Origin of the sequence: Burkholderia sp. IDO3, assembly GCF_003366075.1 — a bacterium.
In the GTDB taxonomy this organism is placed as follows: domain Bacteria; phylum Pseudomonadota; class Gammaproteobacteria; order Burkholderiales; family Burkholderiaceae; genus Burkholderia; species Burkholderia anthina.
Map to the genome: position 1 here is coordinate 2878283 of NZ_CP028963.1, position 21429 is coordinate 2899711.

At 68.5% G+C, this 21429-nt stretch carries 22 protein-coding genes; 11 read left to right on the forward strand and 11 right to left on the reverse strand.

What is annotated here, in order from left to right; all coding sequences use genetic code 11:
• Nucleotides 1–45: 45 nt before the first annotated feature.
• A complete protein-coding gene (locus tag DCN14_RS28135) occupies nt 46–753 on the forward strand; it encodes a Crp/Fnr family transcriptional regulator (protein ID WP_096502383.1) in 708 nt (235 codons plus the stop codon).
• Between the two features lie 101 nt (nt 754–854).
• Nucleotides 855–2066: a chromate efflux transporter gene (gene chrA, locus DCN14_RS28140; RefSeq protein WP_096502385.1), complete on the forward strand. Its 1212-nt coding sequence runs from the start codon at nt 855–857 to the stop codon at nt 2064–2066.
• A gap of 108 nt (nt 2067–2174) precedes the next feature.
• On the opposite strand, the gene sodB is transcribed toward chrA, so the two are convergent.
• Both sodB and xseA read right to left on the reverse strand, forming a co-directional pair.
• Nucleotides 2175–2753 (reverse strand): superoxide dismutase [Fe], encoded by a 579-nt coding sequence (gene sodB / locus DCN14_RS28145; protein ID WP_011352986.1) that lies wholly within the window; start codon nt 2751–2753, stop codon nt 2175–2177.
• Between the two features lie 233 nt (nt 2754–2986).
• Nucleotides 2987–4369: an exodeoxyribonuclease VII large subunit gene (xseA, locus tag DCN14_RS28150; protein ID WP_096502387.1), complete on the reverse strand. Its 1383-nt coding sequence runs from the start codon at nt 4367–4369 to the stop codon at nt 2987–2989.
• A gap of 450 nt (nt 4370–4819) precedes the next feature.
• Between xseA and lpxK the strand changes: the two genes are divergently transcribed.
• From lpxK to DCN14_RS28175, 5 genes are all read left to right on the forward strand, one after another.
• Nucleotides 4820–5848, forward strand: coding sequence for a tetraacyldisaccharide 4'-kinase (lpxK, locus tag DCN14_RS28155; RefSeq protein ID WP_096502389.1), 1029 nt, complete (start codon nt 4820–4822; stop codon nt 5846–5848).
• The gene (locus tag DCN14_RS28160) at nt 5829–6032 is read left to right on the forward strand and encodes a Trm112 family protein (RefSeq protein ID WP_006750935.1); all 204 of its coding nucleotides are present in this window, start codon (nt 5829–5831) and stop codon (nt 6030–6032) included. The genes lpxK and DCN14_RS28160 overlap by 20 nt, the downstream gene beginning before the upstream one ends.
• Before the next feature lie 119 nt (nt 6033–6151).
• Nucleotides 6152–6943: a 3-deoxy-manno-octulosonate cytidylyltransferase gene (gene kdsB / locus DCN14_RS28165; RefSeq protein ID WP_096502391.1), complete on the forward strand. Its 792-nt coding sequence runs from the start codon at nt 6152–6154 to the stop codon at nt 6941–6943.
• 204 nt (nt 6944–7147) lie between these two features.
• On the forward strand, nt 7148–7810 hold the full coding sequence (gene adk, locus DCN14_RS28170) for an adenylate kinase (protein ID WP_096502393.1): 663 nt from the start codon (nt 7148–7150) through the stop codon (nt 7808–7810).
• A gap of 193 nt (nt 7811–8003) precedes the next feature.
• Nucleotides 8004–8762 carry a 3-hydroxyacyl-CoA dehydrogenase gene (locus tag DCN14_RS28175; protein ID WP_096502395.1) on the forward strand — a complete coding sequence of 253 codons (759 nt, stop codon included), beginning with the start codon at nt 8004–8006 and terminating at the stop codon, nt 8760–8762.
• A gap of 82 nt (nt 8763–8844) precedes the next feature.
• Here DCN14_RS28175 and DCN14_RS28180 read toward each other — a convergent pair whose 3' ends face one another.
• Both DCN14_RS28180 and murJ read right to left on the reverse strand, forming a co-directional pair.
• The gene (locus DCN14_RS28180; protein ID WP_096502510.1) at nt 8845–9687 is read right to left on the reverse strand and encodes a SirB1 family protein; all 843 of its coding nucleotides are present in this window, start codon (nt 9685–9687) and stop codon (nt 8845–8847) included.
• Between the two features lie 8 nt (nt 9688–9695).
• Nucleotides 9696–11315 (reverse strand): murein biosynthesis integral membrane protein MurJ, encoded by a 1620-nt coding sequence (gene murJ, locus DCN14_RS28185; RefSeq protein WP_341772069.1) that lies wholly within the window; start codon nt 11313–11315, stop codon nt 9696–9698.
• 233 nt (nt 11316–11548) lie between these two features.
• Between murJ and rpsT the strand changes: the two genes are divergently transcribed.
• Nucleotides 11549–11821, forward strand: coding sequence for a 30S ribosomal protein S20 (gene rpsT / locus DCN14_RS28190; protein WP_006482211.1), 273 nt, complete (start codon nt 11549–11551; stop codon nt 11819–11821).
• 153 nt (nt 11822–11974) lie between these two features.
• On the opposite strand, the gene DCN14_RS28195 is transcribed toward rpsT, so the two are convergent.
• Nucleotides 11975–12295, reverse strand: a complete 321-nt coding sequence (locus DCN14_RS28195; protein WP_096502399.1) for a DUF3579 domain-containing protein — start codon at nt 12293–12295, stop codon at nt 11975–11977.
• Nucleotides 12296–12720: 425 nt separating this feature from the next.
• Here DCN14_RS28195 and argF point away from each other — a divergent pair, with 425 nt between their 5' ends.
• Nucleotides 12721–13650, forward strand: a complete 930-nt coding sequence (gene argF, locus DCN14_RS28205; RefSeq protein WP_096502401.1) for an ornithine carbamoyltransferase — start codon at nt 12721–12723, stop codon at nt 13648–13650.
• A 118-nt stretch (nt 13651–13768) separates the two neighbouring features.
• Here argF and murB read toward each other — a convergent pair whose 3' ends face one another.
• Nucleotides 13769–14818, reverse strand: coding sequence for a UDP-N-acetylmuramate dehydrogenase (gene murB / locus DCN14_RS28210; protein ID WP_096502403.1), 1050 nt, complete (start codon nt 14816–14818; stop codon nt 13769–13771).
• Between the two features lie 136 nt (nt 14819–14954).
• On the opposite strand from murB, the gene DCN14_RS28215 reads away from it, so the two are divergent.
• A complete protein-coding gene (locus tag DCN14_RS28215) occupies nt 14955–15440 on the forward strand; it encodes a YajQ family cyclic di-GMP-binding protein (protein WP_057926110.1) in 486 nt (161 codons plus the stop codon).
• 75 nt (nt 15441–15515) lie between these two features.
• Here the strand turns inward: DCN14_RS28215 and plsY are convergent, their stop codons facing one another.
• A complete protein-coding gene (gene plsY, locus DCN14_RS28220; RefSeq protein WP_096502405.1) occupies nt 15516–16157 on the reverse strand; it encodes a glycerol-3-phosphate 1-O-acyltransferase PlsY in 642 nt (213 codons plus the stop codon).
• A gap of 182 nt (nt 16158–16339) precedes the next feature.
• Nucleotides 16340–16831, reverse strand: coding sequence for a Cys-tRNA(Pro) deacylase (ybaK, locus tag DCN14_RS28225; protein ID WP_096502407.1), 492 nt, complete (start codon nt 16829–16831; stop codon nt 16340–16342).
• Nucleotides 16832–17096: 265 nt separating this feature from the next.
• On the opposite strand from ybaK, the gene DCN14_RS28230 reads away from it, so the two are divergent.
• Nucleotides 17097–18659: an AMP-binding protein gene (locus DCN14_RS28230; RefSeq protein ID WP_096502409.1), complete on the forward strand. Its 1563-nt coding sequence runs from the start codon at nt 17097–17099 to the stop codon at nt 18657–18659.
• Between the two features lie 45 nt (nt 18660–18704).
• Here the strand turns inward: DCN14_RS28230 and xerD are convergent, their stop codons facing one another.
• The 3 genes from xerD to queG all read right to left on the reverse strand — a co-directional run bounded on the left by xerD (nt 18705) and on the right by queG (nt 21427).
• The gene (gene xerD / locus DCN14_RS28235) at nt 18705–19661 is read right to left on the reverse strand and encodes a site-specific tyrosine recombinase XerD (RefSeq protein ID WP_096502411.1); all 957 of its coding nucleotides are present in this window, start codon (nt 19659–19661) and stop codon (nt 18705–18707) included.
• The gene (locus DCN14_RS28240; RefSeq protein WP_096502413.1) at nt 19658–20128 is read right to left on the reverse strand and encodes a methylated-DNA--[protein]-cysteine S-methyltransferase; all 471 of its coding nucleotides are present in this window, start codon (nt 20126–20128) and stop codon (nt 19658–19660) included. The genes xerD and DCN14_RS28240 overlap by 4 nt, the downstream gene beginning before the upstream one ends.
• A 63-nt stretch (nt 20129–20191) precedes the next feature.
• The gene (gene queG / locus DCN14_RS28245; RefSeq protein WP_096502415.1) at nt 20192–21427 is read right to left on the reverse strand and encodes a tRNA epoxyqueuosine(34) reductase QueG; all 1236 of its coding nucleotides are present in this window, start codon (nt 21425–21427) and stop codon (nt 20192–20194) included.
• Nucleotides 21428–21429 lie beyond the last annotated feature (2 nt).

Below are 21429 nucleotides of genomic sequence, written 5' to 3' on the forward strand. Positions count from 1 at the left end.
CGTCACGCCCGAGAACCTCTGTCAGCTACCCGACATCGCGTGCCCATGCCCTCGTCGCTCGCCCCCTACCTGCCGCAGATCGAAGCGCACCCGTGGTTCGCCGCGCTGCCGCCCGAATTGCGCGCGCAGTTGCTCGAGCACGCCGCATTGCGGCGCCTGCCGGCCGGCCATGCGCTGTTCCGGCGCGGCGACCCGCCGTGCGGGCTGTATGCGGTACTGGCCGGTTCCCTCACGATAGGCGCGGTGGATTCGCACGGCAAGGAGGCGCTGCTGACGGTCGCCGAGCCGGTCACGTGGTTCGGCGAGATCGCCCTGTTCGACGGCCAGCCGCGCACGCACGATGCGATCGCGCTCGACGACACGCTGCTGCTGCACGTCCCGCAAGCCGCCCTGCTCGGGATCCTCGACGCGACGCCGCAATACTGGCGGCAATTCGCGCTGCTGATGGCGCAAAAACTCCGGCTGAGCTTCCTGACCGTCGAGGCGATGAGCGTGATGCCGGCCGCGCAGCGGCTCGCGACGCGGCTGCTGATGATCGCCAACGGCTACGGCGGGATCAGCGCCGGCCGCACGCGCATCCGGCTGTCGCAGGAAAAGCTCGCGTCGATGCTGTCGCTGACGCGGCAGACCACCAACCAGTTGCTGAAGGCGCTGCAGGCCGACGGCATCGTGCGGCTGCATGTCGGCGAGATCGAACTGGTCGACGTCGACGCGCTGCGCCGCGCGAGCGGGCTGCCCGACGGCATGGCCTGACGCCCGCGCAATCGCCGCAACGCCGCAACGTCGCATTCCCGGCGTCACGCCGTTGCGCTATCGTGGCGGCTCGCTCGCCCTTGCTCGTCCCCACTGCCCCCTTGAACACGTCGACCGTCTCCGCTCCTTCCCGCCACGTATGGCCCGTGTTCGTCGCGTTCCTGCGGCTCGGCCTCACGTCGTTCGGCGGCCCCGTCGCGCATCTCGGCTACTTCCGCGACGCATTCGTCACGCGGCGCGGCTGGCTGACCGAGCGCGCCTACGCGGATCTCGTCGGGCTGTGCCAGTTCCTGCCGGGGCCGGCCAGCAGCCAGGTCGGAATGGCGATCGGGCTGTCGCGCGCGGGCTATGCGGGGATGTTCGCCGCGTGGCTCGGCTTCACGCTGCCGTCGGCGCTGCTGATGATGCTGTTCGCGCTAGGCGTGCATGCGACGGGCATGCCGGTTACGGCCGGCGCGCTGCACGGGCTGCGCATCGTGTCGGTCGCGGTGATCGCGCAGGCGGTGTGGGGCATGGCGCGCACGCTGTGCCCGGATGCGCGCCGCGTCACGCTGATGGCGGCCGCGGCCTGCATCGCGCTGCTCGTGCCGGCCGCCTGGCTGCAGGTCGCGGTGATCGTCGCGGCGGGCGCGGCCGGCCTCGTGCTGTTGCCGCAACCCGAGCGCGGCGCGCACGATCCGTTGCCGCTGCATGTGTCGCATCGCGCGGGCGTGCTATGGCTCGTGCTGTTCGCCGCGCTGCTCGTCGTGCTGCCGTTCATGGCTCGCGCACTCGATTCGCGCACGCTCGCGGTCGTCGACGCGTTCTTTCGCACCGGCGCGCTGGTGTTCGGTGGCGGGCACGTCGTGCTGCCGCTGCTGCAGGCGGCCGTGGTCGCGCCGGGCTGGGTCGGCGATTCGGCTTTCCTCGCCGGCTACGGCGCCGCGCAGGCCGTGCCGGGGCCGCTTTTCACGTTCTCGGCGTTCCTCGGCGCGTCGCTGCGCGACGCACCGAACGGCTGGCTCGGCGGGGCGATCGCACTCGTGTCGATCTTCGCGCCGTCGTTCCTGCTCGTCGCGGGCACCGCGCCGTTCTGGGAGCGCCTGCGCCGCAGCACGCGGATGCAGGCCGCGCTCGCGGGCGTGAATGCGGCCGTGGTCGGGCTGCTGGTCGCCGCGCTCTATCACCCGGTGTGGAACGACACGATCGGGTCGCCGCGCGATTTCGCGGCCGCGCTCGTCGCGTTCGTCGCGCTCGTGTTCTGGCGCGTGCCGCCGTGGGCCGTCGTGATCGCGAGTGCCGCGCTCGGCTGGGCGTCGGGGATGATTGCGTGATCCGCTGGATGCCGCCGATTCATCGGCATCCGGCAGAAACAAAAAAGCCCTCGTGACGAGGGCTTTTTGCAGTGTCGCGCGCCGCGATGGCGCGCGGACGCCGGGAGCTTACGCGAAGTTCTTCGCCGCGAAGTCCCAGTTCACGATGTTCCAGAACGCTTCGACGAACTTCGGACGCGCGTTGCGGTAGTCGATGTAGTACGCGTGTTCCCACACGTCGATCGTCAGCAGCGCCTTGTCGGCGGTCGTCAGCGGCGTCGCGGCGTTGCTCGTCGACACGATGTCGAGCGAACCGTCGGCCTTCTTCACGAGCCATGCCCAGCCCGAACCGAACGTGCCGACTGCGGCCTTCGTGAACGCTTCCTTGAACGCGTCGTACGAACCCCACTTCGCGTTGATCGCGTCGCCCAGCGCGCCCGTCGGTGCGCCGCCGCCGTTCGGCGACAGGCTGTTCCAGAAGAACGTGTGGTTCCAGATTTGCGCGGCGTTGTTGAAGATGCCGCCCGACGACTTCTTGACGATCTCTTCCAGCGACAGGTTTTCGAATTCCGTGCCCGGAATCAGATTGTTCAGGTTCGTCACATAAGCCTGGTGGTGCTTGCCGTAGTGGTACTGGATCGTCTCGAGCGAGATGGTCGGCGCGAGTGCGTCTTCAGCGTACGGGAGCGGCGGGAGCGTATGAGCCATGGCGATTCCTTCGTTGAGTATGTGGGGAGGCTGTGTTGAATGCTGCCGAGCGTCCGATTGTAGGCGAGTCCGAATATCCCCGCAAACTCACGGGCATTTATCCGCGGTATGCCGAAAATCGACGCTGGCGCTTCGTCCGGCAGGACGAGACGACGTCGCGCAGCATGCGTTCCCGCGCCGGATGCGGCGGGCGCACCCGGCAGGCAACCTTCGTTTCGCTTACGCGGTGGCCGTCAGATCGTGTCGGCGAGTCGCGGTTGCACGTCGGCGAGCGACACGTCGGCCGAGCCTTCGGCGAGATGCACGGTCAGGCGGCGCTGCGGCTTCAACGCGCTCGGCGCACGCACCGCGCGGCCGGTCTGCGCGTCGATCAGCGCCGCATAGCCGCGCTCCAGCGTGCGCTGCGGGCTCAGCACCTCGAGCCGCGCCGCACATGCCGACACCCGCGCGGCATCACGCTCGTAACGACGCTGCAGCGCGACCGCGAGACGTTGCGACAGCCCCGCGAGCGCGTGACGCGCGAGCGCCGGATCGGGCCGCGCGCGCTGCCAGCGCAGCTGCGCGAGCGCGAACCGCGCCCGTGCGTCGCGCACCGGCCGCGACGCCGCCGACGCAAGCCGCACGGCAAGCTGCTCGACATGCGTGCGCTGCCGCTTCAACCGTTCGGCCGGACTGACGAGCCGCCGCGCGAGCCAGTCGAGCTGCTGCGCGCGTTGCTCGAGCCCGCGCTCGAGGCTGCGCGCCAGCGCGCGTTGACGGTCGGCGACCTCGCGCAGCAGCAATGCGCGCTGCGGACTCGCGAGCTCGGCCGCGCCGGTCGGCGTCGGCGCGCGCAGGTCGGCCGCGAAGTCCGCGATCGTGAAATCGGTTTCGTGGCCGACGCCGCTGACGACCGGCAACTCGCTCGCGGCAATCGCACGCGCGAGCGCTTCGTCGTTGAACGACCACAGATCCTCGATCGAGCCGCCGCCGCGGCAGACGAGCAGCACGTCGACCTCGCGCCGCGCGTTCGCCGCCTGCACGGCAGCCACGAGCTTCTCGGCCGAGCCCGCGCCCTGCACGGGCGCCGGATAGACGATCACCGGAATGTGCGGCGCGCGGCGCGCGAGCGTGGTCAGCACGTCGCGCAAGGCGGCTGCCTGCAGCGACGTGACGATGCCGATCGCGCGAGGATGGGTCGGCAACTGACGCTTGCGCTCCGGCGCGAACAGCCCTTCGGCTTCGAGCTGGGCCTTCAGGCGCAGGAACGCCTCGTACAGGCGCCCCTGCCCGGTGCGCCGCACCGCCTCGACGTTGAGCTGCACCTCGCCGCGCGGCTCGTACATCGTGACGACCGCGCGCACCTCGATCCGGTCGCCTTCGCGCGGCGTGAATTCCGCGTACTGCGCGCGGCCGCGGAACATCACGCAGCGCATCTGCGCCTGCTGGTCCTTGATCGAGAAATACCAGTGGCCGCTCGCGGCGCGCGTGAAGTTCGACACTTCGCCCGAAATCCACAGCAGCGGGAACGAGCGCTCGAGCATCGTCGAAATTGCACGGTTGAGCGCCGAAACGGGAATCACTTCGTCGCCGCCGCGAGTCGCGCCGGGAGCGGAAAAAGGAGAGTCGAAAGACATGGGCGGTCGGATGAATGCTGGCGGCGACACGATAGTCCGACACGCGCGCGACGTCCAGCACCGGCCGTCTGCGCCGCGCGGCGCGGAATGTGTCCACACTCTGGCAATCGTCCACTCAAAACGCTTAAAAACCGCGCCAAAAAACAGACGATTTGATGTAACACATTGATTTTTATGAATTTTTAAACCTTACGGAAAGATACGCATCCGATTCGATGCCCGCCGGGCGGGCGTTTGACGCGAACGGGCGGGGAGTTTTTCACAGAGTTATCCACAAGCCGTGCCGATCCGGCCCCATCGAGGCCACCGCCCGGCCGCGCTTGCCGCGCCCGCGTGCGACGCGCTAGAGTGCCGCCTTCCGAAGACCTCGCGGCATGCGCCGCCCAACGGAGAATCCGCCTTGACGAATCCGTCCCACGCCGCGGCGCACGACGCGCCGCGCCCGGCCCGATGAGCGCGCCCGGCGGCCCGCTCGCGCGGCTCGAAGCGCACCTGACACGCGAATGGCAGCGACGCGGTGCGCTCGCCTGGGCGCTCACGCCGTTCGCATGCGTATTCGGTCTGTGCGCGGCGCTGCGGCGCACCGCCTATGCGCAGGGCTGGAAACAGCCGGTCGACGTCGGCGTGCCCGTCGTCGTGGTCGGCAACGTGACCGTCGGCGGCACCGGCAAGACGCCGACCGTGATCGCGCTCGTCGATGCGCTGCGCGCGGCCGGCTTCACGCCAGGCGTCGTGTCGCGCGGCTACGGCGCGAACGTGAAGGCGCCGACCGCCGTCACGCCCGCGTCGCGCCCGGGCGCGGCCGGCGACGAACCGCTGCTGATCGCGCGCCGCACCGGCGCGCCGGTCTGGGTCTGCCCCGACCGCGTCGCGGCCGCGCAGGCGCTGCGCGCCGCGCACCCGGACGTCGACGTGATCGTCAGCGACGACGGCCTGCAGCACTATCGCCTCGCCCGCACGGTCGAGCTCGTCGTGTTCGACCACCGGCTCGGCGGCAACGGCTTCCTGCTGCCGGCCGGCCCGCTGCGCGAGCCGCTGTCGCGCCGCCGCGACGCGACGCTCGTCAACGATCCGTACAGCGGCGCGCTGCCGCCGTGGCCCGACACGTATGCGCTCGCGCTGACGCCGGGCGCCGCGTGGCACCTCGACCAGCCGGCGCGGCGCCGCCCGCTGTCGCAGTTCGCGAACGAGCGCGTGCTCGCCGCGGCCGGCATCGGCGCGCCCGAGCGCTTCTTCGCGACCTTGCGCGCGGCCGGCCTCGCGCCGGCGACGCGCGCGCTGCCCGACCATTACGCGTTCGCCGACAATCCATTCGTCGACGACGCGGTCGACGCGATCCTGATCACCGAGAAGGATGCAGTAAAATTGGGCGCTTCCTGGCGCGACGCTCGGCTGTGGGTCGTCCCCGTCGAAGCCGCGCTCGATCCTCGCCTCATTGCCCTCGTTGTGGAGAAACTCCGTGGACGCTCGCCTGCTTGAAATTCTTGTGTGCCCTATCTGCAAAGGCCCGCTCCACTATGACCGCGCCGCGCAGGAGCTGATCTGCAACGCGGACAAGCTCGCCTACCCGATCCGCGACGGCATCCCCGTGATGCTCGTCGACGAAGCGCGCCAGACCGTCGAGGGCACGCCGGTCGATCCGGCCGGCCCCGCCGGCAGCTAAGCCGCCGCGCCGCTGAACCGGCGCACGATCGCGGCCCGTCCGCGGCCGCGCGCCGGGCTTTTCCGGGCGGCCCGCTTCCCACGCGCCGCCCGCCCCGCCCTTCTCACCGCTGAACCCCGATGACTCATCCGCAGCCCTTCATCGCCGTCATTCCTGCCCGGCTCGCGTCGACGCGCCTGCCGAACAAGCCGCTCGCCGATCTCGGCGGCAAGCCGATGGTCGTGCGCGTCGCCGAGCGCGCGCGCGAAGCCGGCGCGCAGCAGGTGCTCGTCGCATCCGACGCGCAGGGCGTGCTCGACGCGGCCCGCGATCACGGCTTCGAAGCGGTGCTGACGCGCGCCGATCACCCGTCGGGCACCGACCGGCTCGCGGAAGTCGCGGCGGCGTTCGGCTGGAGCGACGACACCGTCATCGTCAACGTACAGGGCGACGAGCCGCTGATCGACCCGGCGCTGGTGCGCGACGTAGCGTCGCACCTCGCCGCTCATGCGGACTGCGCGATCGCGACCGCGGCCCATCCGATCCACGACGCAGCCGACGTGTTCAACCCGAACGTCGTGAAGGTCGCGCTCGACGCGCGCAACGTCGCGATGTACTTCTCGCGCGCGCCGATTCCGTGGAGCCGCGATGCGTACGCGTCGCACTGGCCGGACGTCGCGGCCATGCCGGCACCGGCCTTCCCGGTCTATCGCCACATCGGCCTGTATGCGTATCGCGCGCGTTTCCTGCGCACGTATCCGTCGCTCGCGCAGGCGCCGATCGAGCAGGCCGAGCAGCTCGAACAGCTGCGCGCGATGTGGCACGGCGAGCGCATCGCCGTGCTCATCACCGATCAGGCGCCCGCCGCCGGAGTCGACACGCCGGCCGATCTCGCGCGCGTGCAGGCCCTTTTTCAGCCGACTTCAAAATAACCCATGGCATAATCAGGCGATTGTGCGAGCCGTCCGCGACCCGCGCGCCTTCGCTTGCCCCCGCCGCGGTCCTTTCCGGCAGCCACGCGTCGCCATCGACGACGCGTCGCATCAGACCGGTTCACCGCGCGCCAGGCAAGCCCCGCGCACGTCGTCGACGCTTTTGCGTCTCGCCACACGAATCTACATACCGGAGATATCACCATGCGTTTGATCCTGTTGGGCGCGCCCGGCGCGGGAAAGGGCACCCAGGCAAACTTCATCAAGGAAAAGTTCGGCATCCCGCAAATCTCGACGGGTGACATGCTGCGCGCAGCCGTCAAGGCCGGCTCGCCGCTCGGCGTCGAGGCGAAGGGCTACATGGACGCCGGCAAGCTCGTGCCGGACGCGCTGATCATCGGCCTCGTGAAAGAGCGCCTGAAGGAATCGGATTGCGCGAACGGCTACCTGTTCGACGGCTTCCCGCGCACGATCGCGCAGGCTGACGCGATGAAGGAAGCGGGCGTCGCGATCGACTACGTGCTCGAGATCGACGTGCCGTTCTCGGAAATCGTCGAGCGCATGAGCGGCCGCCGCACGCACCCGGCATCGGGCCGCACGTATCACGTGAAGTTCAACCCGCCGAAGGTCGAGGGCAAGGACGACGTGACGGGCGAACCGCTGATCCAGCGCGACGACGACAAGGAAGAAACCGTCCAGAAGCGTCTCGAAGTGTACGAAGCGCAAACCAAGCCGCTGATCACGTACTACGGCGACTGGGCGCAACGCGGCGAGGAAAACGGCCTGAAGGCGCCGCAGTATCGCAAGATCTCGGGCCTCGGCAGCGTCGACGAAATCCGCGCGCGCGCATTCGACGCACTGAAGTAAGCGCTGCGTCGCGCCCGCAAGCCGCCCTTCCCGGGCGGCTTTTTTTTCGTCCGGCCGCGATTCGCACGACCGTGCTTGTCCGGCCGCCGTGCGATGACGCCCCGTACAATCGTCCGGATACGTGCGCGCTGGACAGCGGCGCGCACCGGCTTTCAGCCGATCGACCGGCATCGGCCCCACCAAGGAGACAGTCATGGAGATTCGCGGCAACGTCTTTCTGATCACCGGCGGCGCATCGGGCCTCGGCGCGGGAACGGCCCGCATGCTCGCGCAGGCAGGCGGCAAGGTCGTGCTCGCCGACCTGAACGAGACGGCCGGCACGGCGCTCGCGAACGAACTGGGCGGCGTCTTCGTGCGCTGCGACGTGTCGAGCGAGACCGACGCGCAGGCGGCCGTCGACGCCGCGACGCGCGCGGGCACGCTGCGTGGCCTCGTGAACTGCGCGGGCATCGCGCCCGCCGCGAAAACCGTCGGCAAGGACGGCCCGCATCCGCTCGACGTGTTCGCGAAGACGATCAGCGTGAATCTGGTCGGCACCTTCAACATGATCCGGCTCGCGGCCGCCGCGATGGCCGCGACCGCGCCGAACGACGCAGGCGAGCGCGGCGTGATCGTCAGCACCGCATCGGTCGCCGCGTACGACGGGCAGATCGGCCAGGCTGCGTATGCCGCATCGAAGGCCGGCGTCGCGGGCATGACGCTGCCGATCGCGCGCGACCTGTCGCGCAGCGGCATCCGCGTGATGACGATCGCGCCGGGGCTGTTCGAGACGCCGATGCTGCTCGGCATGCCCAAGGACGTGCAGGACGCGCTCGGCGCGATGGTGCCGTTCCCGCCGCGGCTCGGCAAGCCGGACGAATACGCGATGCTGGTGCGTCAGATCATCGAGAATCCGATGCTCAACGGTGAAGTGATCCGCCTCGACGGCGCGATCCGGATGCAGCCGAAGTAAGCGCTGGACGACGCAAATGCAAAACGCCCGCATTGCGGGCGTTTTCCTTCCGGTTGCCGGTTGCGGCACGGCCGCGGGCGGCTCAGTCCTCGTCGTCGCGCTGCATCCGCTGGCGCAGCTCCGACACCTGCGATTCGACGACGGTTGCGTCGTCCGCATCGGGCCGTTCGCCGAGATACTGCTCGAGATCCTCGAGCGCGGGGCGCAGGTAGTCGAGCCGCGCATACGCGAAACCGCGATCGCGCACTTCGTCGAGCTGCTCGGGCAGCAGGATCACGAGCCGCTGCTGCACCGCGAGCAGCCGCTGCCAGCGTTCCGTCTGCAGATAGATCGTTTTCAGGTTGCGCAGCATCCGCGCGATGATCTCGCGGCTCGTGGCCGGCTGCAGCAGCGCGCGCAACGCGCTGTCGACCGCGCCGGCCGCACGCGCGACGTACGGCTCGAGCATCTCGACCATCTCGGCTTCGGACAGCGAATGGCCGTTGGTCGGGTCGATGATCAGGTCGCCGTCCGGCAGCGTCACGCGCAGCAGGAAATGACCGGGGAACGATACGCCGCGCGCCGGCACGCCGACCTGCTCGGCGAGCTCCAGATACAGCACCGACAGCGAGATCGGAATCCCGCGCCGCCGCTTCAGCACCGCGTTCAGGTGGCTGTTATCGGGGTCGTAGTAATCGTTGTGATTGCACGCGAAGCCGAGTTCGCGAAAGAAGAACTCGTTGAGCGCGGCGACGCGGTCCTTCAGGTCCGCGTCGTCGGCGAGCCGGCGGCGCAGCCGCGCGGCCAGCATGTCGATTTCGGCCAGCGTGCCCTGCAGGTCGAGGTCGGGATACGCGTCCTGCGCGAGCGACAGCGCGGTTTCCGTGACGGGCAGACTGTCGTCGTCCGCCACGAGCGTGCTGAAGTAGTCGAGGACGCGGGTCATTGCGGTCGTCACTTGGCGCGCCTTCTGAAGTAAGCGTATTTGAAGCCCATTACCCACAACATACCGAAATATAGTGCAGCGAACAGCACGAGGCACGCGGCCATCAGCGCGATCCGGTCGAGCGGCTGCGCGCGCATGCCGGTCCAGTCGAAGCTGATCGCGCACCAGTGCATCAGGCCCGCGAGCACGAGCGTCGCGCCGATCAGTTGCACGAAGAAGCGCAGCCAGCCCGGCGACGGCTGGTAGATGCCGCGCTTGCGCAGCCCGATGAACAGCAGCAGCGAGTTCAGGCACGCGCCGACGCCGATGCTCAGCGTGAGGCCCGCATGGCCGATCAGCGGCACGAACACGTAGTTCGAGATCTGCGTGACGATCAGCACGCCGATCGCGATCTTTACCGGCGTCTTGATGTCCTGCTTCGCGTAGAAGCCCGGCGCGAGGATCTTGATCAGGATGATGCCGACGAGGCCGATCCCGTAAGTCGCGAGCGCGCGCGCGACCATCGTGACGGTATGCGCGTCGAACTTGCCGTAGTTGAACAGGGTCGCGGTGAGCGGCGTCGCGAAGAAGAACAGCGCGAGCGCGCTCGGCGCCGCGAGCAGGAACGTGACGCGCAGCCCCCAGTCGAGCAGCGCCGAGTATTCGTGCGTATCGGCGTCGACGTGCGCCTTCGACAGGCTCGGCAGCAGGATCGTGCCGAGCGCGACGCCGAGCAGCGCCGTCGGGAATTCCATCAGGCGGTCGGCGTAGTTGATCCACGACACCGCGCCCTGCCCGAGCCGCGACGCGATGTTGGTGTTGATGATCAGCGACAGTTGCGCGACCGACACCGCGAACGTCGCGGGCACCATCTTCGCGAGCACGCGCTTCACGCCGCGGTGACGCAGCGCACGCACCGGGTTGAGCCCGATCAGCGGCACCATGTCGATCTTCTTCAGGGCCGGCAGCTGCACGAGGAACTGCAGCACGCCGCCCACGATCACGGCCCACGCGAGCGCGAAGACGGGCACCTTCATGTGCGGCGCGACGAACACGGCGGCGGCGATGAACGCGACGTTCAGCAGCACCGGCGCGAAAGCCGGCAGCGAGAAGCTCTTGTAGGTGTTCAGCACGCCGGACGCGAGCGTCGTCAGCGAAATGAACACGATGTACGGGAACATGATCCGCGTCATCGTGACCGCGAGCGGGAACGCCTGCCCGTCGGTGTGCAGGCCGGACGCGACCGCGAACACGACCCACGACGCACCGGCGATCCCGAGGACCGACAGCACGGCGAGCGCCCATGCGAGCACGGTCGACATCGCATCGACGAGCGCCTTGGTCGCATCGTGCCCTTGCTGGTTCTTGAACTCGGCAAGGATCGGCACGAACGCTTGCGAGAACGCGCCTTCGGCGGACAGGCGGCGCAGCAGGTTCGGAATGCGGAAGGCGACGTAGAACGCGTCGGTGTATTGACTGGCGCCGAACGCACGGGCGATCAGCGTTTCGCGGGCCAGTCCGGTCACGCGCGACAGCAGCGTGAAGCCGCTGACCGTCAGCAGGGCTCGGAATAGATTCATGGGGCGCTTATTATACGGACGTTGCGTGACCCGGCACGGACGGATGCCGAAAAGCACGCGTGCCGCCAGCGCCCCGTCCGGCCGATGTCACGTTGAACTTGCCACGTGCTTGATTCTGTTGCTATAATTGCCGGTTTCTGAGCCTGTACATGCACGGCGCCTGTCGTTTTCATGTCTCGGCCTCGGTTAAAATCACCGTTTTTTATGCGCCCCTGGGCAATCGTTCTCAGGGGACGGATCGAAAAGCAGCGCTTGGCCGTCAGGCTCCAAGCTCTGGAAACAGGACAGGATAAGGAACCGTCATGGCTAACTCCGCACAAGCACGCAAGCGCGCCCGCCAAGCCGCGAAGGCAAATTCGCACAACTCGGCGCTGCGCTCGAAATTCCGTACCGCGATCAAGTCGGTTCGCAAGGCTGTTGAAGCCGGCGACCAGGCAAAGGCTGCCGAGCTGTTCAAGGCTGCCGTGAAGACGATCGACACGATCGCCGACAAGAAGATCGTTCACAAGAACAAGGCCGCTCGCAGCAAGAGCCGCCTGGCCGCAGCCGTCAAGGGTCTGCAGGCAGCAGCGTAAATCCGGTGCGCCCCGCTTCGGCGGGCGCTCCTGTTTCCTGCGATCGCAAAAAAGCCCGCCTAGGCGGGCTTTTTTGCTGCGCGTCGTCCGAACATCATGCCGGCCGGGCATCGGGCGCGCGCCGCACGCGCGAAGCACCCTCGCCCATCGCACTCACTTCTTTTCGCCGTGGTCCGGCAGTTCGCACGCCTCGGTGACGACGAGGTTGTTGTCCTTCGCGAAATTCAGCACGAAATCGAATGCCATCGGCTCGATGTCGCGCAGCCGGGAATCGAGGATCACGCATTTCAGGTCGCCGATCATCGTCGGGCGCACGTACAGCGAATATTTCAGGCGCGCATTCCGCCCGCTCGCACCGGGCCCGAAGCAGGCCATCACGCCGGCCAGACGCTCCGACCAGTCGCTCGGGCGAAATTTTTTCCCGTCTTTCGTGATGCCCTGGATGAAGAATTCGGTCGGAGGGGTTTCAGCCATGTGGTTACCCAAGTGACGGCCCGGCGATGCCCAGGCGACGGCGCCTGGATACGCGAACACAAAGCTGGAGTGGACGGCGGCACAAGCGCTCCGACGCCCTGAAAAACAGGCCTTCGATGCGCGCCACCGGCGCGCCGCACCGGTTTTGTGCAGCGCATGGCTTGTGTCCGGCAGCGCGCGAAACGGCTTGCCTGCCGGGCTGGAGAAAACTTTTGAATTATACCGCAGTGCGCCATCGCGCGCCGTCTCGCGGGCCCTCTTCCGACACCCTCCGGCACCCGACCGGGCCCCGCTTCGATCGCGCCCCGGCTTTCGTCGTGGCTCGTCAAAGCACAGAAAATCCTTTATGCTGCTTTGAGTTATCCACACCCGACGGCGGCGCCGTCCGGCCTCGCTGCCGGGTGAGACCCGCCGTATTTCGTTTCATGACCGCCAAAACCATTCGTCACTACCTGCAGTTCAAGGATTTCTCGCTGGAAGACTACGAGTACGTGCTCGAACGCACGGGTATCCTGAAACGCAAGTTCAAGAACTACGAGACCTATCACCCGCTGCACGACCGCACGCTCGCGATGATCTTCGAGAAGAGCTCGACGCGCACGCGGCTGTCGTTCGAAGCCGGCATCTTCCAGCTCGGCGGCCACGCGGTCTTCATGAGCACACGCGACACGCAGCTCGGCCGCGGCGAGCCCGTCGAGGATTCCGCGCAGGTCATCTCGCGGATGGTCGACATCATCATGATCCGCACGTTCGAGCAGGACGTGATCACGCGCTTCGCGCAGAACTCCCGCGTGCCGGTGATCAACGGCCTGACCAACGAATACCATCCGTGCCAGGTACTCGCCGACATCTTCACGTACTACGAGCACCGCGGCCCGATCGCCGGCAAGACGGTCGCGTGGGTCGGCGACGCGAACAACATGCTGTACACGTGGATCGAAGCCGCGCAGATCCTCGGCTTCAAGCTGCGCCTGTCGACGCCGCCGGGCTATGCGCTCGACATGAAGCTCGTGTCGCCGGACAGCGCGCCGTTCTACGAAGTGTTCGACGATCCGAACGAAGCATGCAAGGGCGCCGATCTCGTGACGACCGACGTGTGGACGAGCATGGGTTTCGAAGCCGAGAACGAAGCACGCAAGCAGGCGTTTGCCGACTGGTGCGTCGACGAGGAAATGATGGGCCATGCGAACGCCGATGCGCTCTTCATGCATTGCCTGCCCGCGCATCGCGGCGAGGAAGTGACGGCCGGCGTGATCGACGGCCCGCAAAGCGTCGTGTGGGACGAAGCGGAAAACCGCCTGCACGTGCAGAAGGCGCTGATGGAGTTCCTGCTGCTCGGCCGCCTCAAGCACTGAGCGCAGCACGCGCGCGCCGCCGCAATCCGGCGGCAAGCAACAAAAAGCGCCGATCGTCGATCGGCGCTTTTTGTTTGTGCCGGCGAAACGGAATTGAAAGCCGGGAACGCGCGCCGCGTTACAGGCAGACCGGTTCCGGTTCGAGCTCGACGCCGAAGCGCGTGCGCACGTCGTCCTGGATCGCGCGCGCCAGCGCGAGCACGTCGGCGCCCGTCGCGCCGCCGCGGTTGACCAGCACGAGCGCCTGCCGGTCGTGCACGGCCGCGGCGCCGAGCGCGCGCCCTTTCCAGCCGCAGCGATCGATCAGCCAGCCGGCCGCGAGCTTCACGTGCCCGTCCGGCTGCGGATACGACACGACGTCCGGCGCGCGCGCGCGCAGCGCATCGAACTGCGCGGCGTCGATCACCGGATTCTTGAAGAAGCTGCCCGCGTTGCCGAGCACGAGCGGATCGGGCAGCTTCGCGCGGCGGATCGCGACGACCGCGTCGAACACGTCGCGCGGCGTCGCCGCATCGGCCGCGATGCCGCGCGCGTCGAGCTCGCGCGTGACGTCCGCATAGCCGAGCCGCGGCGTCCAGCGCTTGGGCAGCCGGAACGTCACCGCCACGATCGCAAAGCGCCCGCGCCCTTCCCGCTTGAAGAAGCTGTCCCGATAACCGAATGCGCAGCGCGCGGCGTCGAAGCGCTCGCTGCGCCCCGTCGCGAGTTCGACGGCGACCAGCGAGTCGAAATACGTCTTCATCTCGAGGCCGTACGCGCCGATGTTCTGGATCGGCGCGGCGCCGACGGTGCCCGGAATCAGCGCGAGGTTCTCGAGGCCCGGCATCCCGTGCTCGAGCGTCCATGCGACGAACGCGTGCCACGTCTCGCCGCCGCCGGCCTCGACGTACCATGCGTCGTCGTCTTCGCGCACGACGCGGCGGCCGGCGATCTCGTCGAGCAGCACGACGCCGTCGAAATCGCGCGTGAACACGACGTTGCTGCCGCCGCCGAGCACGAGTTGCGGCAGGTTCGCGATGCGCGGGTCGCGATGCAGCGCCGCGAACTGCGCCGCATCCGTGATACGGGCGGCGAAGCGCGCGCGCGCGCCGATGCCGAAGGTGTTGTGCGCGGCGAGCGGATGGTCGGGGAGCAGCGACAGGGCGGAATCGTCAGGAGGCATCGGCATTCGCGGTCACGTCCGCCCGGCAGGCGCACGGCCGGCCTTGGGCAAACGAAGGGGCATCGGTAAAATGGCAAACAGTCCGCAATTATAGCGAGTGCCCGCGCGCGAGCCGGGCGCCCGCATCTCAAGGGAGAATGCCATGCCATCGTTCGACGTCGTTTCCGAAGCGAACATGATCGAAGTGAAGAACGCCATCGAGCAGTCGAACAAGGAAATTTCGACGCGCTTCGACTTCAAGGGCTCCGACGCACGCGTCGAGCAGAAGGAGCGCGAGCTCACGCTGTTCGCCGACGACGATTTCAAGCTCGGCCAGGTCAAGGACGTGCTGATCAACAAGCTGGCCAAGCGCAACGTCGACGTGCGCTTCCTCGACTACGGCAAGGTCGAGAAGATCGGCGGCGACAAGGTCAAGCAGATCGTCACCGTGAAGAAAGGCGTGACGGGCGATCTCGCGAAGAAGATCGTCAGGCTCGTGAAAGACAGCAAGATCAAGGTGCAGGCGAGCATCCAGGGCGACGCGGTGCGCGTGGCCGGCACGAAGCGCGACGATCTGCAAAACGTGATCGCGATGCTGCGCAAGGACGTGACCGACACCCCGCTCGACTTCAACAACTTCCGCGACTGATCGACGCCGTCGGCCAGTGATGCCGCGCCGCCGGGCCCCGCGCGCCCCGGCGGGCGGCCGCAGTCACGCCTTCCTTCAGGCTTTCCCGCCGTCCTGCGCGCCGCCGTCGGCCGCTGCCTTCTTCTTGTCGCCGATCCGGCTTTCCTGCCCCGCCAGCAGCTTCGAGATGTTGCCGCGGTGACGCCACACGAGCAGCACGCTCATCGCGAGCACGGCCCATGCGACCGGGTTATGGCCCGGCATGCCGAACAGGAACACGTCGAACAGCGGCGCGAACACGGCCGCCACCAGCGCCGCGAGCGACGAATAGCGGAAGAAGAACGCGATGATCAGCCAGGTCAGCGCGGTCGCGAGCCCGAGCGCCGGGTGCACGGCGAGCAGCACGCCGGCCGCGGTCGCGACGCCCTTGCCGCCCTGGAAGCGGAAGAACACCGGATACAGGTGGCCGAGGAACACGGCGATCGCGACCCAGGCGACCGCGACGTCGGGCAGCCCGAAGCGCCGCGCGAGCCAGACGGCGATCCAGCCCTTGAACGCGTCGCCGACGAGCGTCAGGATTGCGGCCTTCTTGTTGCCGCTGCGCAGCACGTTGGTCGCGCCGGGATTCTTCGACCCGTACGAACGGGGATCGGCCAGGCCCATTGCGGCGCTGACGACGACGGCGAACGACACCGAACCGATCAGGTAGGCAACAAGTGCGGCGAGCAGGATCTGCATGCGGAGAACTCTTCTTTCAACGTATCGGTGAAGGGACGGCCGGGCACGGCGTGCCGGCCGGTTACGGCAGGCGCCGTCGCGACGAACCGCCGGCAGGCCGTGGCGGCCGGCCACGCGGGCCGACCAGCCGAAACGGCGCCCATTCTACCGAACGAGCACGGCCTGCCACGAAGGTGAAACCCTCAGTCGACGCTCGCGCACTGCACGGGCGTCGCGCCGAGCAGCGTCGTGAGCACCGCGGGCGCGAGGCTCACGAGATAGCCGCGGCGGCCGCCGTTCAGGTAGATCGTCGGCAATTCGAGGATCGTCGATTCGACGTATACGGGCATCGTCTTGCGCGTGCCGAACGGCGACGTGCCGCCGACCAAGTAGCCGGAGTGGCGGTTCGCGACATCGGGCTTGCACGGCTCGATGCGCTTCGCGCCGATCTGCCGCGCGAGGTTCTTGGTCGACACCGTGCGGTCGCCGTGCATCAGCACGATCAGCGGCTTCGCGTGCTCGTCCTCCATCACGAGCGTCTTCACGACGCTGTGTTCGTCGACGCCGAGCTGGCGCGCCGATTCGCCGGTGCCGCCGTGCTCGACATATTCGTACGGATGCTCGCCGAACGCGACGGCGTGGCGGCGCAGCAGCTGGGTCGCGGGTGTCTCGGATACGTGTCTGGATTTGCTCATGGCCGCATTTTAATGGCGAACGACCGGCCGGCGGGCGCCATTGCACGATCGTCCGTCACAGGCTTGCGCGAATGCGCGCCGCGCCGGCGGTATACTCGCGCGCCCCCTCGGGCACCGGCCGAAACCATCGCCCCGCGACGCGCCATCATTGCGGCGCGTGCGAAGCGTTATTGCCCGATTGGCCGATTGTGGCGCATGCGCCGCCATGGCACGATCGTTCGCAAATATCGCCGCGCCGCCGCCCGGCCCTTTCACAGGAGACGCCATGACCTCGTCTGACCGCTCATCCGCGCCGCTCGACGTCGCGGCCCTGCTCGCCGCGTTGCCCGATCGTATCGCCGACGTGCCCGCCCGCTGGGCCGCGCGCGCGCCCGCGCACCCGGCGTTGATCGAGGACGCGCGCCGCCTGTCGTACGGCGAGCTGGCACGCGCCGTCGACGCGGCCGCCGAGCGGCTCGCGAGCCTCGGCGTGCGCGGCGGCGACCGCGTGATGATCGTGGCCGAAAACAGCGTCGCGCAGATCGTGCTGCTGTTCGCGGTCGCGCGCGTCGACGCCTGGGCGCTGATGACGAACGCGCGGCTGTCGGCCGGCGAACTCGATGCGATCGCCGCGCACGCGCGGCCGAAACTGATCGCCTTCGCGACGGAGGCGTCGCCCGATGCGCGCACGCACGCGGCGCGCCACGACGCGACGCCGGCCGGCGCGCTGCCGGTCGACATCGGCGCGTGGTCGCATCGGCTCGACGCGAACGCCCCCGACGAACCCGTCGCGGCCGACGGCGCCGCCCAATGCGCGGCGCTGATCTACACGACCGGCACCACCGGCGCACCGAAAGGCGTGATGCTGTCGCATCGCAACCTGCTGTTCATCGCAGCAACCTCGAGCACGCTGCGCCGCGTGTCGCCCGACGACGTGGTGTACACGGTGCTGCCCGTGTCGCACGTGTACGGGCTCGCGTCGGTCTGCCTCGGCAGCCTGTATGCCGGCGCGACGCTGCGGCTCGCGCCGCGCTTCTCGCCGGAGGCCGTGCGCGTCGCGCTGGCCGACGAAGGCGTGACGATCTTCCAGGGCGTGCCCGCGATGCACGCGAAGCTGCTCGAGCACCTGCATACGCACGCTCACGCGTGGCACGCGCCGCGGCTGCGCTTCGCGTATTCGGGCGGCTCGCCGCTCGATGCCGACCTGAAGGCGCGCGTCGAGCGCCGCTACGGCGTGCCGCTGCACAACGGCTACGGGATGACCGAAAGCAGCCCGACGATCACGCAGACGCCGCTCGACGCGCCGCGCACCGATTGCTCGGTCGGCGTGCCGATTCCCGGCGTCGAGATGCGGATCGTCGCACCCGACGGCACCGGCGTGCCGCCCGGCGAAGTCGGCGAAATCCGCGTGCGCGGGCCGAACGTGATGCTCGGCTACTACCGCAACGCGGACGCCACGCGTGCCGCCGTGTCGCCCGACGGCTGGCTGAGCACCGGCGATCTTGCGCGGCAGGAAGCGGACGGCGCGGTGACGATCGCGGGCCGCAGCAAGGAGTTGATCATCCGTTCGGGCTTCAACGTGTATCCGGTCGAAGTCGAACAGGTGCTGAACGCGCATCCGGACGTCGTGCAGGCGGCGGTCATCGGCCGCGCGGTCGAGGGCAACGAGGAAGTGCTCGCGTTCGTCGAACTGATGCCGGGCGCGGCAGCGACCGAGGCCGCGCTGCACGCATGGTGCGCGGAACGGCTCGCGCCTTACAAGCGCCCTGCGCACATTCGCGTGCTCGATGCGCTGCCGGCCGCATCGACCGGCAAGGTGCTCAAGCACAGGCTGCGCGAACTCGCGTAACGCGCAGCCGCGTGCCGGCGCGTGAACCGCCCGGTACGCGCCGAATCAGCCGCGCGGATGGTGTTGCGCGTGCAACGTCTTCAGCCGCTCGCGCGCGACGTGCGTGTAGATCTGCGTGGTCGAGATGTCGCTGTGGCCGAGCAGCAGCTGCACGACACGCAGGTCGGCGCCGTGGTTCAGCAGGTGCGTCGCGAACGCGTGCCGCAGCGTGTGCGGCGACAGGTGCGCGCGCACGTCGGCGTGCTGTGCGTGGCGCTTGATGATGTTCCAGAACTGTTGGCGCGTCATCCCGTCGCCGCGCGCGGTCACGAACAGCGCGTCGGCCGCGCGCGCGCCGAGCAGCGCCGGCCGCGCCTCGCGCAGATAGCGCTCGATCCAGCCGTGCGCGACTTCGCCGAACGGCACGAGCCGCTCCTTCGAGCCCTTGCCCATCACGCGCACGACGCCTTCGTTGAGCCCGACCTCGACCGTCTTCAGCGTGACGAGCTCGCTCACGCGCAGCCCGCTCGCGTACATCAGCTCGAGCATCGTGCGATCGCGCAGGCCGAGCGGCGTGTCGATGTCGGGCGCGCCGAGCAGCGCCTCGACCTGCGCCTCGGACAACGTCGACGGAAAGCGCGCGGCCTGCTTCGCCGACGTGATCCGCAGCGTCGGATCGGCGCTCGCGCGATGTTCGCGCACGGCCCAGCCGTAATAGCGCCGGAACACCGACAGACGGCGGTTCGACGACGTCGCCTTGCCGTCGCTGCGCGCGGAGATATAGCCCGTCACCATCGCTTCGTCGGCCGCGTCGAGCGGCGCGTCGTGCGTTGCGGCGAGCCATTGGGAAAACAGCACCAGATCACGCCGGTATGCGTCGAGCGTATTGCGCGCGAGCCCGTGCTCGAGCCACAGCGCATCGCAGAACACGTCGATCGACGTACGGCTCGCGCGCAGCGCGGGCGATGCCGCGGCCGCGTCGTCGCCGGATCCTGCGTCGGGGGAAAGCAGCGGTTCGCTCATCGGTACGGCACGCCTTCGTGCGTGAGCAGCCAGCGCTTCACTTGCTGGTAATAGCCGTTGTCGTCGTGATTCGCGAAGCCGCCGAGGCCGCCCGCCGCGACGACGCGGTGGCACGGAATCACGAGCGGAAAATAGTTCGCGCCGCACGCCTGGCCGACCGCGCGCGGCGCGCTGCCGATGCGCTTCGCGACCTGCCCGTAGGTCAGCACCGTGCCCGGCGGAATGTCGCTGATCACGTTCCACACGCGATGCTGGAACGCGCTGCCGACTTCCGCGAGCGGCAGATCGAAGCGCGCCGACGCACGCTCGAAGTAACGTTCGATCTGCTTGACCGCGCGCTTCGCGAGCGGCGAGTCCGGGTCGACCGACTTCATCGACTCGGGCAGATAGACGATCTCGCGCACCACCGCGGCATCGGTACGAATGCCGACCTTGCCGAACGGTGCGTCGATGACTGCGTTGAACATGACCCTCTCCTCACCTGTGACACGCGCGGCGCCCTCGCGCGCCGACGACACTTTACGCCGCCTTCATGCGGCACGCAGCGCCCATTCGACATGCTCGCGCACGACGGGCGACGGATCGTCGGCACGGGCCCGCAGCGCGGCGACGATCGCGTCGCGCGCATGCGATGCGAGCCGATCCGCCGGCGCGCGCAACGCATTGCCGAGCCCGACCGCGAGATTGCGCAGCCAGCTTTCATAACCGATACGCCGGATTGCGCTGCCTTGCATCCGCGTATCGAAGGTATCGGCATCCCAGCCGAACAGGTCGACGAGCGTCGCGCGATCGAGGCCGTGCCGCACGTCGAAATCGGCGACGGGCGCGGCCTGCGCGAACTTGTTCCACGGACACACGAGCTGGCAGTCGTCGCAGCCGTACACGCGATTGCCGATCAGCGGCCGCAACGGCTCGGGAATGCTGCCTTTCAATTCGATCGTCAGGTACGAGATGCAGCGGCGCGCGTCGACGCGATACGGCTCGACGATCGCACCGGTCGGGCATGCGCCGATGCAGCGCGTGCAACTGCCGCAGTGCGCGCCGGGCGTCTCGGGCGCGGTGTCGGGCGACACTTGCGCGTCGGTCGGCAATGCAACGTCGACGTAGATCTCGCCGAGGAAGAACAGCGAACCGGCGTCGCGCTGCAGCAACAGCGTGTGCTTGCCGCGCCAGCCGACGCCGGCCTTCTGCGCGAGCTCGACCTCGAGCACCGGCGCCGAATCGGTGAACACGCGATAGCCGAACGCGCCGATCTCGCGCTCGATGCGCTCCGCGAGCGTCTGCAGCCGGTTGCGCAGTACCTTGTGATAGTCGCGGCCGCGCGCATAGATCGACACGACGGCCGCCTGCGGATCGTCGAGCCGCGCGCGCTCGCGTGCGCGCCAGTCGCGCGGCGCGAGGGTGCCGGACGACACATCGGGCGGGTCGGCGGCGAGCGTTTCGGCCGGCAGATAGGCGAGCCGCACGGAGATCACGCGTCGCGTACCGGCCACAAGTTCGGCCGGACGTGCACGTTTCATCCCGTGTTTCGCCATATAATCCATTTCGCCGTGGTACCCGGCTTCCAGCCAGGCGGCGAGGCCTGCTTCGGCATCCGAGAGATCGGTATCGCTGATGCCGATCGCCCCGAAACCCAATTCGCGCCCCCACGCCCTGATGCGAGCGGCGAGCGCAGTCAACGTCGCATCATCGAGCGCGCACGGCGCCGCGCCTTCGGCACGAGTCGAAGGCCTGTCGGATGCGGCGAGTTCCGGTAATCGGTTCATCG

Coding starts and splice junctions, on each gene's coding strand:
- xseA (WP_096502387.1), bottom strand. CDS start 4,369: ATGTCTTTCGACTCTCCTTTTTCCGCTCCCGGCGCGACTCGCGGCGGC.
- DCN14_RS28230 (WP_096502409.1), top strand. CDS start 17,097: ATGACCTCGTCTGACCGCTCATCCGCGCCGCTCGACGTCGCGGCCCTG.
- rpsT (WP_006482211.1), top strand. CDS start 11,549: ATGGCTAACTCCGCACAAGCACGCAAGCGCGCCCGCCAAGCCGCGAAG.
- DCN14_RS28240 (WP_096502413.1), bottom strand. CDS start 20,128: ATGTTCAACGCAGTCATCGACGCACCGTTCGGCAAGGTCGGCATTCGT.
- DCN14_RS28135 (WP_096502383.1), top strand. CDS start 46: ATGCCCTCGTCGCTCGCCCCCTACCTGCCGCAGATCGAAGCGCACCCG.
- DCN14_RS28215 (WP_057926110.1), top strand. CDS start 14,955: ATGCCATCGTTCGACGTCGTTTCCGAAGCGAACATGATCGAAGTGAAG.
- DCN14_RS28175 (WP_096502395.1), top strand. CDS start 8,004: ATGGAGATTCGCGGCAACGTCTTTCTGATCACCGGCGGCGCATCGGGC.
- xerD (WP_096502411.1), bottom strand. CDS start 19,661: ATGAGCGAACCGCTGCTTTCCCCCGACGCAGGATCCGGCGACGACGCG.
- queG (WP_096502415.1), bottom strand. CDS start 21,427: ATGAACCGATTACCGGAACTCGCCGCATCCGACAGGCCTTCGACTCGT.
- lpxK (WP_096502389.1), top strand. CDS start 4,820: ATGAGCGCGCCCGGCGGCCCGCTCGCGCGGCTCGAAGCGCACCTGACA.
- DCN14_RS28180 (WP_096502510.1), bottom strand. CDS start 9,687: ATGACCCGCGTCCTCGACTACTTCAGCACGCTCGTGGCGGACGACGAC.
- argF (WP_096502401.1), top strand. CDS start 12,721: ATGACCGCCAAAACCATTCGTCACTACCTGCAGTTCAAGGATTTCTCG.
- adk (WP_096502393.1), top strand. CDS start 7,148: ATGCGTTTGATCCTGTTGGGCGCGCCCGGCGCGGGAAAGGGCACCCAG.
- plsY (WP_096502405.1), bottom strand. CDS start 16,157: ATGCAGATCCTGCTCGCCGCACTTGTTGCCTACCTGATCGGTTCGGTG.
- ybaK (WP_096502407.1), bottom strand. CDS start 16,831: ATGAGCAAATCCAGACACGTATCCGAGACACCCGCGACCCAGCTGCTG.
- murB (WP_096502403.1), bottom strand. CDS start 14,818: ATGCCGATGCCTCCTGACGATTCCGCCCTGTCGCTGCTCCCCGACCAT.
- sodB (WP_011352986.1), bottom strand. CDS start 2,753: ATGGCTCATACGCTCCCGCCGCTCCCGTACGCTGAAGACGCACTCGCG.
- kdsB (WP_096502391.1), top strand. CDS start 6,152: ATGACTCATCCGCAGCCCTTCATCGCCGTCATTCCTGCCCGGCTCGCG.
- DCN14_RS28195 (WP_096502399.1), bottom strand. CDS start 12,295: ATGGCTGAAACCCCTCCGACCGAATTCTTCATCCAGGGCATCACGAAA.